10 protein-coding genes and 2 pseudogenes are annotated in these 13068 nt (G+C 72.5%); 3 read left to right on the forward strand and 9 right to left on the reverse strand.

Going from position 1 to position 13068, the window contains the following annotated elements; translation table 11 throughout:
• Window positions 1–12 precede the first annotated feature (12 nt).
• From ABT015_RS31835 to ABT015_RS31845, 3 genes are all read right to left on the reverse strand, one after another.
• Complete coding sequence (locus ABT015_RS31835) at window positions 13–1431, reverse strand: DUF1214 domain-containing protein (protein WP_350885335.1); 1419 nt, start codon at window positions 1429–1431, stop codon at window positions 13–15.
• Window positions 1432–1876: 445 nt separating this feature from the next.
• The gene (locus ABT015_RS31840) at window positions 1877–2353 is read right to left on the reverse strand and encodes a hypothetical protein (protein ID WP_350885337.1); all 477 of its coding nucleotides are present in this window, start codon (window positions 2351–2353) and stop codon (window positions 1877–1879) included.
• A 187-nt stretch (window positions 2354–2540) separates the two neighbouring features.
• Complete coding sequence (locus tag ABT015_RS31845) at window positions 2541–3914, reverse strand: cytochrome P450 (protein ID WP_350885339.1); 1374 nt, start codon at window positions 3912–3914, stop codon at window positions 2541–2543.
• A gap of 528 nt (window positions 3915–4442) precedes the next feature.
• Between ABT015_RS31845 and ABT015_RS31850 the strand changes: the two genes are divergently transcribed.
• Both ABT015_RS31850 and ABT015_RS31855 read left to right on the forward strand, forming a co-directional pair.
• Complete coding sequence (locus ABT015_RS31850) at window positions 4443–6050, forward strand: thiamine pyrophosphate-dependent enzyme (RefSeq protein ID WP_350885341.1); 1608 nt, start codon at window positions 4443–4445, stop codon at window positions 6048–6050.
• A gap of 3 nt (window positions 6051–6053) precedes the next feature.
• Complete coding sequence (locus ABT015_RS31855) at window positions 6054–7340, forward strand: wax ester/triacylglycerol synthase domain-containing protein (protein WP_350885343.1); 1287 nt, start codon at window positions 6054–6056, stop codon at window positions 7338–7340.
• A gap of 56 nt (window positions 7341–7396) precedes the next feature.
• Here the strand turns inward: ABT015_RS31855 and ABT015_RS31860 are convergent.
• The 6 genes and pseudogenes from ABT015_RS31860 to ABT015_RS31885 all read right to left on the reverse strand — a co-directional run.
• Window positions 7397–7873: pseudogene (locus ABT015_RS31860) on the reverse strand (transposase); the annotation flags it as partial.
• Window positions 7874–8252: 379 nt separating this feature from the next.
• Window positions 8253–8651: pseudogene (locus tag ABT015_RS31865) on the reverse strand (tyrosine-type recombinase/integrase); the annotation flags it as partial.
• 65 nt (window positions 8652–8716) lie between these two features.
• The gene (locus tag ABT015_RS31870; RefSeq protein ID WP_350885345.1) at window positions 8717–9502 is read right to left on the reverse strand and encodes a tyrosine-type recombinase/integrase; all 786 of its coding nucleotides are present in this window, start codon (window positions 9500–9502) and stop codon (window positions 8717–8719) included.
• Window positions 9503–9883: 381 nt separating this feature from the next.
• On the reverse strand, window positions 9884–10102 hold the full coding sequence (locus ABT015_RS31875) for a hypothetical protein (RefSeq protein WP_350885347.1): 219 nt from the start codon (window positions 10100–10102) through the stop codon (window positions 9884–9886).
• Between the two features lie 341 nt (window positions 10103–10443).
• Window positions 10444–11262: a hypothetical protein gene (locus ABT015_RS31880; RefSeq protein WP_350885349.1), complete on the reverse strand. Its 819-nt coding sequence runs from the start codon at window positions 11260–11262 to the stop codon at window positions 10444–10446.
• A 276-nt stretch (window positions 11263–11538) separates the two neighbouring features.
• Window positions 11539–12225: a hypothetical protein gene (locus ABT015_RS31885; protein WP_350885351.1), complete on the reverse strand. Its 687-nt coding sequence runs from the start codon at window positions 12223–12225 to the stop codon at window positions 11539–11541.
• A gap of 280 nt (window positions 12226–12505) precedes the next feature.
• Between ABT015_RS31885 and ABT015_RS31890 the strand changes: the two genes are divergently transcribed.
• Window positions 12506–12802: a hypothetical protein gene (locus tag ABT015_RS31890; protein ID WP_350885353.1), complete on the forward strand. Its 297-nt coding sequence runs from the start codon at window positions 12506–12508 to the stop codon at window positions 12800–12802.
• Window positions 12803–13068: the final 266 nt, after the last annotated feature.

Below are 13068 nucleotides of genomic sequence, written 5' to 3' on the forward strand. Positions count from 1 at the left end.
GGGCGGGGTGGGTCAGAGGGCGGTGAAGTCGGGCAGGGCCCAGGTCTTGTCGAAGAACGCCTCGGTGGGCCCGTAGAGGCGGAAGTAGACGAACCAGCCGTCGTCGCCGGTGGTCTTCATCCAGTTGCTCTCGGCGCCGTCGGGGGCGGTGGGACCGATGTAGAGGTCGATGCTGCCGTCGTCGTTGAAGGCGAGCTGGTCGTCGCGGCTGTCGAGGCTGACGTCGCGGATCTCGGTGCCGCCGTTGTCGTAGGGGCGGCGGGTGGCCTCGCTGTACAGGGTGAGGGACCAGAACTGGGCGACGGGGACGCCGGCGGGAACGTGAAGCCGGTAGGTGCGGTCGGCGCGGATCAGCTTCCCGTCGCCGTCGCGCTTGGTGGTCATGTAGACCTGGCCGACCCGGGGGCTCGGGTTGACCATGCCCTCGCTGCTGCCGACGGCCTCGTAGAACCAGGTGGCGCGCTCGTCGAGCTGCAGGACGGTGTCGGTCTCCTGCTCCAGGACGAAGTCGAAGCTCTTGTACCAGCCGGTGCCCTCCCAGTACGGGGAGGTGTAGCGGGGGTTGACCTGGTTGGCGCGCGCCATCAGCTCGCCGAGTGCCGCCCCGTTCTCCAGGATCAGCTTCTGCCGGGCGTCGGGCGCGAACGGCTGCCCGGGGGCGATGCCGAGCGGCTCCAGCATCGCCATGACGCCCTTGTCGACCTCGCGCACCGGCTCCTGCTGCAGGGCGGCGTCGAGGTCCTGCCAGAACCGCAGGCCGCGGGCGGGCGTGGCGCTCCACTCCCGGTCCACGTCCTCGATGAAGCGCGCCGGCGCCGGGTCCGATCCCTCCCGCCAGATCCGGAAGTTGTCCTTGATGGACTCCATCGTCTTGGGGTCCGAGTCCAGGACCCGGAAGAGGATCAGGCAGTTCACCGTCGCGCAGCGCGCCACGACCCGGCCGGAGTCCTCGTACGGGGTGGCGTCGGCGTCCGGGCCCAGGACGACGTACCCGCCGCCTTCGCCGCCGTCGGGCCCGGTCTGGCCCAGGTCCACTGCGGGGCGCTGCCAGAAGTCCAACACCCCGCCGGCGGTGGGTCCGGCCGGGTAGTCGAACAGCACCGGCCCGTCCGCCAGGCTCAGGAAGCTCCCGATGTACGGGGTCGTCAGGTTCGCGGTGAGGATGCCGCGCTTCTCGCGGAGCGTCTGGTACACGACGAAGTCGCCGAACCCGCTCGCACCGAAGGTCTCCGCGGCCTGGTCGCGCCAGGTCGCGGCGCCGATCAGCGGCAGGAACCACAGGTACGCCTGACAGGCCCGCTGCAGGTCGAGCTGGTCGAGCAGCAGGGCGGAGGACTCGTCGGTCGGGTAGTTCTGCTCCAGGCGGATCGTGCCGAACGACGTCTCGATCGTCTCGTCACCGGTCAACGACGCATCGCGAGGACTCGTCACCTGCGGACTCCCATCACGTTGTTCTCCTGGTCACCGTCCGTGAAGGAGCACGCGGGCAGGCGCGCTCGTGCCGCAGGGCGGACGGGATCCCGCCCGACCCACGACACACCGTCGGACACGTTCAGCAACCATCCGTACGCGCAGAGTAGTTCCTCTGGATGGGCCACGGGAAGACCACTTCAGGCCAGCCGCCGAAGGACACCGGCCGCGCGGAGCACTCCGGTCCGCGCTGACCGGCCCCCGGGGCAGGGCGGAGGAACACCGCCCCGCGGCGGTCCGACGAGCGCGAGCGGTGCCCGCGCGGTCGGCCCGGAGTGGGTGTTCGGCCTCGGCGGACGGCCTGGGGGCCGACACCCGGCGACGGGGACCGGCCGACTCGGCCCCGGGGGATCGCAGGCCTCCCCGCCGAGCGGCGCTCGGCCGGTGTACGCGTCCCGGCGCGGGGTCAGCAGAGGATGAGGAGGCCGGTGAGGGCGGTGCAGGGCGCTGCGGCGGTGTTGTTCGCCGGGTCGGGATCGGGGTCGGTGCCGGTGATGCGGGCGGTGGCGGTGAGGGTGCCGAGGGCCAGGGGGCTGATCTGCGCCGTCACGACGGGGATGACGCCCTGTCCGACGGGCATGCCCGACAGGTCGCAGGTGACGGTCTTGGTGCCGTTGTCGTAGGCGCAGTCGGCGAGGTCGACGGTGGCGCTGGTGGTCTGGGCGGGAAGCGTCACGGTGGCGGTGACGGTGCCCGCGGCCCTGTCCGGGCCCGCGTTGTCGAAGTGGGTCCGGTAGGTGACCGTCCCCGCGACCGCCGACGCACTCAGTGTGGCGTAGAGGTCGGCGGTGCCCGCGGCGTGGGCGGGCTGTGCAAGCGTGAGCAGTCCTGCCGTGAGCAGGGCCGTGATCGCGGCAGGGGCAGTGGATACTCTGCGGTGCATGAGGTGCTCTCCGTTCGGCTGACGGTGAGGAGCGAACCGGTCCTCGCCGCGACGGCGGCTGCCGCACGACGACATGCCGGTCCTCGTGGCAACCGTAGGACACGCCGGGTGTGCTGTCCGGCGTTCGCCCGAGCCGGACGCGCTGTCCGGACCCGCTGCTCCGGCCTCCGGGGGGCCGGTGGCCCTGTCAGGTGGAGGTCCGTTCCCGGTCTTCGAACGTTCGGTCGCAGAGTCCGGCTCGCTCCGCCCGTCGCACGGTTCGGGTGCCGATGACGATCTGGGCGATGCGGTAGTACATCTCGTCAGCCTGGTCGCGTACGCGCATGCGCAGACGGAGCAGTCCGGTGCCGTCGCGGCTCGACGGCGCTGCGGCCGCTGTGGCGGGGCGCGGGGTGAGGATGCACGGGCCCCGGTTGTGCAGTGGTCGGGTGTGCCGGGCGGCGGTGTCGAGGGTGTGGCACCGCAGGATCTCGCGTACGGCGGCGCCGATGAGGCCGGGCGCGATGCCGCGCGCCGGGCACGGCCGGTTGCCCGTGACGCCGAAGGGGGCGTGGTTGGCGGTGCGCGGGTCCTGGTGCAGCCAGCGTTCGGCCAGGAAGTCGTGGGGGCGCTCGAAACCCTGGCGCTGGTAGGCGGTGTAGTCGAAGCAGAGCACGGTGCCCCGGGGGATGCTCAAGCCGGGGATCTCGATGTCCGCGGTGGTGACGCGGTGGGCGATGCCGAACAGCGGGAACAGCCGCAGCGACTCCTGGATCGCGGCGTCGAGCAGCCGGCCGTCGGCATCGGCGGTGATCTTGTGCTGGAGGGACGGGCGGGTCGCCAGGTTCATGCACAGGTGGGCGACCGCCTCCGACATCTGGGCGACGCCGGTGCCGAAGAAGACACCCTGGAGGTAGAGGGCCTGTTGACGGGTGGTGAGGGCGTCCGGGAGGGCGGGCACCGGGCGGCCGGTGGCCAGCCGCTCGGACAGCACGGCCACGAGCCGCCGGCGCACGCGCAGGTCGAGGGGCGTGATGTGCTTGATCGTCCCCAGGACGTTGTCGGAGTTGGCGACGATGAGCGCGCGGGTGGCCGCGGGGCAGGGTTCGCGGAAGACGAGTTCGTAGAAGAACTCGGCCCAGACCGGCGTCATCAGGTCACGCACGCGCAGTGCGGTGGGCCTGCGCGCGTCCAGGCGTTCCAGGGCCTCGGTGGTCAACCGCGCCGCGGTCCGGTGTGCCCGGGCGGGCGGGACGGCGAGCAGGCGCCGCGTCGCGGCCGCGACCCGGTCGTACCCGGGCCCGTCCTCAAGGTTCTCCTGGTGGATCCCGGCACTCGGCCACAGCCAGTAGAAGTGCAGGTTGGACAGGGCCGCGCCCTGGCGTCGGCGGCGCGTCGCGGGGTGGCGGTAGAGCGTCTTGAAGCAGTCCGCACCGACGCTCTCGCCCGGAACCATGACGAGCGGCCCCCTGTTCATCCGCTCGAATCCCCGGAGCCGGACCGCCGACGACAGCGCCCACAGGCGACGTGCGGCGTACGTGATGCCGAGGGCCGCGGCGGCGGCGATGAGCACGGGGATCATGGAGGCGCTCCTTGAAGACGGGGCGGGCTCGGGCGCGCGGTCCCGGGCGGGCACGGCCGGCCCGGTGGGGCGCGACGGGCCCGCCCGGGGCGTGGGGTCGGGAAACGGTCGTGCTGCCGGTGAGCGCCCGGGCGTGTCCGCCCGCGACGACGGCGGCGGCCGTGCCCGACGAGGGGCCGGTCCTCCAGTGGACCGCGCCGGTGCGCCGTACGCCATCCGCCGTGGTCCGGGCCACCGCCGAGACTGTGGTCGGCACCGTCCGGGCCGGATACGGTCCCCGCCGTCCGGTACCCGCTGAGCAGCCGGCGCGTCATGGCGCCCTCGATCCGTAGCCCGGACGGGTGATCAGTCGGTGGAAGGTGAGCCATGTGGGTGATGCGCGTCCGTCGGCACCGGGGCGGCGACGGGACACTGGCACCGGCGGTCCCCCGGTCACACGGATCGTGGTCCGGACACGAGCCTGCGCGGACCCGCCCGATCGGCCGGCGGATGGGCCGGCGGAGCCGGACACAAGGGGAGGAGCAGCCGGTGGCAGTGAGTGTCGCCGCCCGGATCGCCGACCGGCTCGTCGAGCAGGACGTGTCCGTGGTCTTCACCGTGCCCGGCGAGCAGATCGACCCGCTGCTGGGGGAACTCGCCCGTGCCGGTGTGCGCCTGGTGCACTCCCGGCACGAGCAGGCGGCCGCCATGATGGCCTACGGGTACGCACGTTCCACCGGCCGGATCGGCGTCTTCGCATGCGTCTCCGGCGCCGGGGTGCTGTACGCCTCGGCCGGACTCGCGCTCGGATACTCGGGAGACGCCCGTATGCTCTGCCTGGCCGGGCAGATCGCCGCACCGGCGATCGGCCGCGGCTACGGCCTGCCGCACGAACTCCCGGACCAGCTGACGATCCTGCGGAGCCTGACCGGCTGGGCGGCGAGGGTCGAACGCCCGGAGCAGACCGACGCCGTGCTCGGGCAGGCGTTCCACCGGCTGCGCCACGGGCGTCCGCGTCCGGTCGCCGTCGAGATTCCCGCGGACGTGCTCACCGCACGGGCCGCCGCCGCCCAGCCCTGGCCGGCCCCGCCGGCCGACGGGCCGCCCGATCCGGACGCCGTCCGGCACGCACGACGGCTGCTCACGGAAGCCGAGCGGCCCCTGCTGTTCGTCGGCAGCGGCGCCCGCGAAGCCGCCCCCGAGATCACCCGGCTCGCCCGCCTGCTGCACGCGCCCGTCACCGCGGACACCGGCGGACGCGGCATCGTGCCCGACGACCACGAACTCGCGATCCCCCTCCAGGCCGCCCACCGCCTCTGGCCGCAGGTCGACGTGGTGCTCGCCGCGGGAACCCGCCTGATGCGGCCTCAGCTGCAGTGGGGCCTGGACGACCGGTTGAAGGTCATCAGAATCGACCTCGACCCGGCCGAACTCGACCGCGTCGCCGCACCCGCGGCCGGCCTCCTCGCCGACGCCGCCCGGGCGCTCGGGGCCCTGGCCGACGGGACGGCGCAGCACGCGCCGCGCGAGCGGTGGTGGGCCTCGGTCGAACAGGCCCGCCGCGACACCGCGGCCGAGGTGAGACTACTGGAGCCCCAGCTGGAGTACCTCGCCGCCATGCGGTCGGCACTGCCCGCCGACGGCTTCTTCGTCGAGGAACTCACCCAGATCGGCCTCGCGGCACGGCTGGCCTTCCCCGTCCTGCGGCCGTACACGTACGTGATCTCGACCTACCAGGAATGCCTCGGCTTCGGTTTCGCCACAGCCCTCGGCGTCCGGATCGCGAACCCGGACAGGCCGGTCCTCTCGGTCTCCGGGGACGGCGGCTTCCTCTACACCTGCAACGAACTCGCCACCGCCGTCCTGCACCGGATCCCGGTCGTGGCCGTCGTGTTCAACGACAACGCGTTCGGCAACGTCGCCCGCTCCCAGCGCAACCGGTTCGGCCACACCGTGGCCACCGAACTGCACAACCCCGACTTCGTCCGCCTCGCGGAGTCCTTCGGCGCCCACGGCGTACGCGTCAAGACTCCCGAAGACCTCGGTACCGCCATCGGCACCGCCTTCTCCCACGGCGGCCTGCCCACCGTGATCGAGGTGCCCGTCGGCGAGATGCCCACCCCGTGGCCGCAGATCCACCGGCCCAGGGTGCGCTGAACCGTGCACCGCACCCCACAGCGCCACACGGCCACCGGGCCGAGCGGCCGGCCGCCGACCGCCCACCCGCTCAGCCCGTTCGACCGGCTCTTCCTCCCGCCCGGGCCCGACAGGCCAGGGCGCGTCCCGATGGCCATGCTCGTACTCGACTTCGACGGCCGGGCCCCGCACCCGCAACACCTTGCCGCCCGGATCCGGCAGCGGGCCCCGCACCTGCCCGCACTGACCGTGCTGCGCCCGGAACACGACGCCCGGGTGTTCCCCGTCTGCGCGGAGCCGCCCGACCCCGACGTCCACCTGCGCTACGAACAGGCCGCGACGGCCGCAGACCTGCCGTTCCTCCTGGCCGATCTCCTCGCCCGGCCCCTGCCCGCCCCGCCGCACCCCCCGTGGGACCTGCGGGTGATCCGCGTCGGCCACGTGAACCGCTTCCACCTGTGCTACCGCATCCACCACGCCGTCCAGGACGGGATCGGCGGCGCCCACACGCTCCTTGCCCTGGCCGCCGACGACCCGACCCCCGGCCCGTTCCCGCACCCGCCCGCACGGCCGACCGTGCGCGGGATCCTCCACGCCGCCCGGGAACTGGCCGCCGCGTCCCGCGCGGCACGGCCGCGCGACCCCGCCACCGGCCACCCCGCAACGTCCGGCCGCTACTCGGTCGACGAGCGGGATGCGTCGGAGCGCCACCTGAGGGAGCTGGCCCACCGCCATGGATCGAGCGTCAACGACGTCTGCCTCGCCGCCCTCGCCCTGGCCCTGGGGCGCGCCCCCCGCGGCTCCCGGCCCGCCGAAGGCCCCGGCGGTTTCCCCGTCGCGGTCCCGATGTCGTACCGCACGAACGCCGAACGCCACGCCCCCGGCAACCGGATGCTCGGATACCGGCTCCTCCTGCCCACCACGGCCCGGGACCTGGGCGAGGCCGTACGGCTGGTGCGCCGCACGACCGAACCACTGCGTCGCCACCGGGCCAAGGACTCCCGCCGCGCCGCCCTCGCCCTGTTGCCGGACAGGCTCGCCACGGCAGCCGCCGGCGCCCACACCCGCGCCACCGCGGCCGTCGTGACCTCGATGACGTACCCCGAACCCGCCCGCGTCGCCGGCGCCCGCATGACCGGCGCCTCGGCGCTCTTCCCACCCGACGAGACCCTGACCGCCTACATCTCCTTCACCCGCGCGTGCGGCCGGGTGCGCTTCACCCTCGTCCACGACCGATCCGTTCGCCCGCCCACCGCACTGCCGGAGAACTGGTTGGACGCACTCGACACAGTGCCCGCCGATCCCGGCTGAAGGGAGTATCAGAATTCCGGCTCTGTCCCGTAATCGGTGGTAGCGCTGTGTAGTGATCAGCGGAGGAGGATGCGGTGGCGGAGCAGGGGGAACCCGGCTCGGCCGTGCATCTGCCTCATGATCCGCTTGGTTCCCTCAGTGCGGCCGTTGTGGTGCGGGAGGGTGAGTCCGGCGTCGACGGCGGCGTGGTCGGGTTCCAGGCCGTTGACGAAGGAGTGCAGGTGGGGCAGGTCGGCGGCGCGGACCGTGGTGATCCAGTCGGTGAGCTTGGCGTCGTTTCCCTCCGCTGGTTTCAGTAGCTGGGCGAACTCGGCGGTGAGGCGGGCGAGTTCGGTCATCTCGGGGCAGGCTTGGGTTAGCTCCCGCAGGAGTGCGGTGTCCTTGTCGCGCAGGTTCCCGGGGCGGGTGAGCAGGAGGCGGGCGAAGCGCTGCGGGGTGGTGACCGGCCTGTCGCCCTCGGCGCGCCCCTGGGTGATGTAGCGGTAGAGCAGGTTGAGGCTGCCGATGTATCCCAGCTCCTTGATCTCCCGACAAGGGGCCTGCGGGCAGCTGATCGTCGGCTGGCTTCTGTGGCCGACGCAGGTTGGTTAGACGAGCCGGTCGCGGTGAGCGGTGCCGGCGTCGAGGAGCTGGAGGACGAGGGTGGGGGTTTCGTGGGGGAGGGCTTCGATGGGCATTTGTTCATTCGTCTGGGAATCCGCGCGTCGTCGATCGCGGACTGGTTGCCTCTTCGGCGCGGAAACGGGCCCGGATTCGCGGGAAATGGGCATGCCGACAGAACCTGCGGCGTCATCTGCTTCGACGGTCTGCACGTTTATCGGGTGTCAGCTGTGAGCCGGGAATCCCGGCTGCTTGTCGGTCCTGGGGGCCGGAGCGGCTGGGAGAGCCGAGCCGGCTTCAGCGGTGCGGCTGTCAGGCCGCGTGGCTGAAGAGCGGGTTGGGTGGGCCGACGTGGCAGCCGGGGGCGTCCGGGCCGTGCCGGGTGCGGGCTTCGACGAGGTGGAGCCTGGCCTCGATGGTGTTCACGGCGGCCCTGGCGATGTCCCAGGTCAGATGGCTGTAGATGTTCGCGGTGGCCGACAGTGTGGAGTGCCGCAGGGTCTTGGAGATGACGGCCATGGAGACGTTGCCCTCCAGGGCGAGGGTGGCGGCGAGGTGACGCAGGTCGTGGATGGTGACGTGGGGCAGCGCGGCCTGTTCGCGCAGCTCGTGGAAGCGCCGGTGGCCAGCGGCGGGGTGGAGGGGCTGGCCGTCGGGGCCCTGGAAGACGTGGCCGTTGATAGTGGCGGTGCTGCGGTCCATCGCCCGCTGGAGGGCGGCGGCGACCCGCTAGGACAGCGGCACCCAGTTGCGGCTCTTCCTGGTCTTCGGGGCGGTCAGGACGAGTTCGTGGTTGTCGACCGAGGACAGGGTGTGGCGGATGTACATGACGCGGTCGTCGAGCCGCACGCACGGCGCTGGAGGCCGAGGGCTTCGCCTTTGCGCAGACCGGTGCCGATGATGACCTCGAAGAGGCCGGCGAAGGCGGGGTCGACGTTGCGGCAATGGGAGAGGAACGCGACGGCCTGCTCTGCGGTCCAGGGGACGCGTTCGTCGGGGCGGGGCCTGCGCATGGGCAGGGGCTGGGCGGCGTTGAAGGGCAGGCGGTGGGCGCGCACGGCTGTGCCCAGGGCGCTGGAGAGGGTTGCGAGGCAATGGTAGACGGCCTGGCGGCCTCGGCCGGCGTCGAGCTGCTCGCGGGTGTAGGTGGCGATGTGGTCGTGGGCGAGCTCCTCCAGGCGCAGCTTGCCGAAGACGGGTATCAACTCGCAGAGCACGTAGGTGCGGTAGCGGGCGTAGGTGGTGGGCTTGAGCAGGAACTCCATGCTCTTGAGCCACTTGGCGAGGTAGGCGGCCACCGTCTCGTGCGGGTCGGCATCGAAGCCCAGCCGGCAACCTTCGAGGAAGCGCCGCAGCGCGGTCTCGGCGGCGAAGTCGTCCTCGAAGCCGCCACGGCGCACGGTGCGCCGGCGGCCGCTGAGGGAGGGGACGTCGACGGCGAACGTCCACGTGCCGTGCTCCTCCTCGGGCAGGCGCGGGCATGCTGCGCCGAGCTGGCGCCGGTCGGCGTCCCGGCATCCGAAGCGGCGGTAGACCCGGCCCGGACGTCGTGACTTGCGCACTTCTTGTTCCTCCAGCGGCCATTGGTTCTTGATCGGCTCGCGGAGGTTAGCGGTACGACTACCCGGAGGGTCGCCTGCGACCACCATGCGATCACCAACGCCGAATCAGGCCCCTGACCTGCGGCTCGCGGTGAGGGCCCGTGGCCGCGGCAGGTCTCACGCCGCCGGGCGCGGCGCCGGTGGATGTCGGGGAACGCGTTGTGTACCCGGACATGGGGTTGGTCGGGATCGACGAGGCCCTGCTCGAAATCGCGGTTGCCATCTCGGCCAGTTCGTGCACGCCCAGGGTGTGAGCGGGGGCGGCGGGACAAGCGCCGGACCGGTTGCAACTGAGCGTGCCGAACGGCGATCCCCGGCTGGCTCCACGGTGGTGTGCGGGAGTTACGCGCCCTGCGCGGTGATGTGGTCGAGCGAGCCGCTCTTGGCCTGGGTGAGGATGTCGGCGAACTGCTCGGTGCTCATGTGGATCTGCTGGCCGAAGTCGTCGGTGATGCGGATGCGCCGGTCGGCCGGTGCCGCGGGGTCGAAGAAGAGTTCGGGGCAGCCGCAGTTGCAGTTGCCGCAGAAGACGGCGGCGGGCGCGGGTTCTGTGTCGCGCATGGCAATCGCCTCGCAAGGGGTGGGCTCGGACGCGGTGCGCGCCCGCCTGGACGATGCCCGCCGTGAGGCACGGATAATCCGGGCCGCCGGGTGCGGGGCCCTGGGTGACACCGGTGTGGATGGGCCGAACGGGTGATGTTTCGGCAAGCGGCCTGTCCGGTGCGGGGCGGGCGCCGAAGACCGGGTGCTCGTGCCGCCGGGCCTGGAGGTCGGGGCGGCACGGGCGCTACCGGACGGAGCGTCAGGTCATCTCCTCGGCGGCGCCGGCGTGAGGCCGGAGTCCGGTCTCGGAATCCGGCTGCCCGGCGGACCGGTCAGGCCCGTGGCGGTGTGCTGCGCCTTCAGCTCTTCTCAGGGATTCCGTGGTCGACGCTGGTGCCGTACGGGCCGTCGGGCGGGCAGTCGTCGCTGGTCCCGGCGAGGGTCTGGAACCACAGGAAGAGGTTGGTGGGGATGGGGGCGGTGACGCCGGAATTGGGGTCCTGGGCGAGGCGGGTGGCGGTGGCGAGGTCCTTGCCCTGCCGGATCTTGGCGAAGGAGTCGGGGTTGGTCACACCGATGACGTAGACGGGCCACCATTCGGGGCGGTCCATGTTGCGGTCGGCGATGATGTGGTCGTGCCCGGGGACGGGCACGTTCTTGAGCGCGTCCGGGCTGGCGCCGAGGGCCGCGGCGATGCGGGACAGGTCGATCGTCATCGGGTGGTCGACGCACGGTCCGGCGGGGCACTGGAGGTTGGCCGGGGTCGGGCTGAACAGCGGGACCGGGATGAACAGCGGGTCGGTGAACTCCTCCGAGGTGGTGCCGGGCGGGACGGTGTTGAACTTCTGGCCGACCTCGCAGCCGCTGTCGGCGCCGGAGGCGACGCTCGGGTCGCAGAAGTAGTTCTGGGTATAGAGGAACTTGACGTCGTGGCCGTTGAACCAGCCGTCGGTGACGCCGATGTTTCGGCACAGGTCCTCGGGCTCACCGCTGGCGCAGGCGTTCTTCAGCGGCTGGACGGTGTGCTCGCCCATCGGCGGCGGCCCGAACCCGTCGCCCGCGGCCCGGGTGCCGGTGGCGGTGGCCAGGCCCACGGTCGAGACGACGGCCAGCAGAACGCTGACGGCGCAGGTGCCGGAGCGGGCCAGGTGTCGGCGGGTGGAGACGCGAAGTCGCATCCGGAGTTCTCCTTCGTGTGGTGCCCCGCGCCGCGGGAAGGCGGGCGCGGAGGTGACGACCCGGCTGGCTCTGCCGCCGGGCCGGGTCTTTCATCAAGGCACGCGACACCGACCCGGGGAGCGCACCACGCTCCGCGTCCGGCCGGCTCCAGTGGGCTTTCCGCCCCAATGGCCCCGGTTCTGTCCGCCCGAACGCGCGGCACCGCGGCGGGCGCGGAACCGTCGGCGAACCAGAGCGGTCCGCCCACGCCGGGCAACGGGCCGGGCCTGCGGGGCTCAGGTCAGGGCCAGTGACCGCAGCAGGTCGACGGTGGCCAGCGCGCCGTCCCCGCCCGTCTGGTCGAAGCGTTCCAGCGAACGGTGGAGACGCTCACGCCACTCGGCGAGGGTCAGAGCGGGCAGTGCAGGGCGACGCTGGGCGGGGAGAACGCCCTCAGGCGTGACCCACGGCGACGGGCCACCGCAGGCCACGGACGCACCGCGCCGCCCTGGCCGGTGGAACAGGAGCCACTGGTCCATGGTGCGAAACCCGGCGTCACCGAATACTTCGGTGCTCACCGGCCGGTCATGCAGGGGCAGACCGGGAAAGCCGGGTTCCGCGGGGCCCGGGTTGGTGAAGGCGGTGATGGCGGCGAGCGCCGAACCCCTCTCGATCGCCGCCCGGACAAGGGCGGTCGCGGCCTCCGGGTTCTCCCGGCAGTGCAGCCACGCCACACCCCCGGTCAGACGGCCTGCGGCCGCCCGGCGGCGCAGTGCCATTGCGCCCAGGACCATACCGAAGCCGTCGTGGGCGACAACGACCGTCCCGTCCGGGCGCCGGAAATCGAACGCCTGCGCCCGCGACATGGTGGCCAAGGGGGAGGCCAGTTGGTCCGCCGCGATCAGCCCCGCGATCTGCTGCCGGTCCCCGGCAGCCGCGGGCCGCACCCACACCGGTCGCGTCCTGAGGACCACTGCGACCACACTCCCACCACCGTTGCCGCCGAACTCCTTTTCTTGTGACTCCGACACCAGCGTCGGGACGGAAGGGCGCACCCCGCCCCAACCACCCGAACGGGGCAACCAAGTCCCCCAGCACACCCCCTGCCCGGCCCGGGCCACGAACCCCCGAGCACCAGGGCCAGCCGCTTCCCGTCCGCGCTCAAGCCTTTCGGGCCTCCCGGCGAGCGGCCCCACTGCACACCGCCTAGCGTCGGGCACAGCCGACGGCATCAGCCGCCCGCAACAAGAGAATTGAGGAACCATGAACAAGTACATAGCCCGTACCGCCGCCATCGTGCTGCTCACGGCCGGGATCGTCGCCGTTCCCACCGCGGGGTCCGCTTTCGCCTCCTCGCGGGGCGGCGAGTTCGACTACAGCCACCAGGTGTCGGCTACGGCCGGGGACGTCAGCTACAGCGAGAGCAGCCAGGCCTCGTACATCACCGGCTACGGCGAAGACTCCCATGGCAGCCACAGCGGTTACGGCCAGGGCCACCACGGCAGCAACGGCCTCGGGTACGGGCACGGCCTTCTCGGGCTCGGTCTGATCGTTCTCTGACAGCCCCACGACCCCGCGTTGCGCGGGGTGGCGAGGCCCGACCCCGAGACCGGACCCCGCCCGTGCGCACCGCGACACCGGTACGTGCCCCCGGCGCGCACATCTCCCGTTCGAACCCGCTCCGCCGACGGACTGCCGGAACGAGGGACGACCACCCGAACGGCCCACCGCGGCGTTTCGCGCCGCGTCCGTGTGCCCGCATCCGGCGGCCCCAGGGACTAGGGGTGACGGTTGGAGCTCTGTCGCCAACCGCGACTGGGCCCCCG

It is taken from the genome of Kitasatospora sp. NPDC094016 (assembly GCF_040304045.1).
GTDB lineage: Bacteria > Actinomycetota > Actinomycetes > Streptomycetales > Streptomycetaceae > Kitasatospora.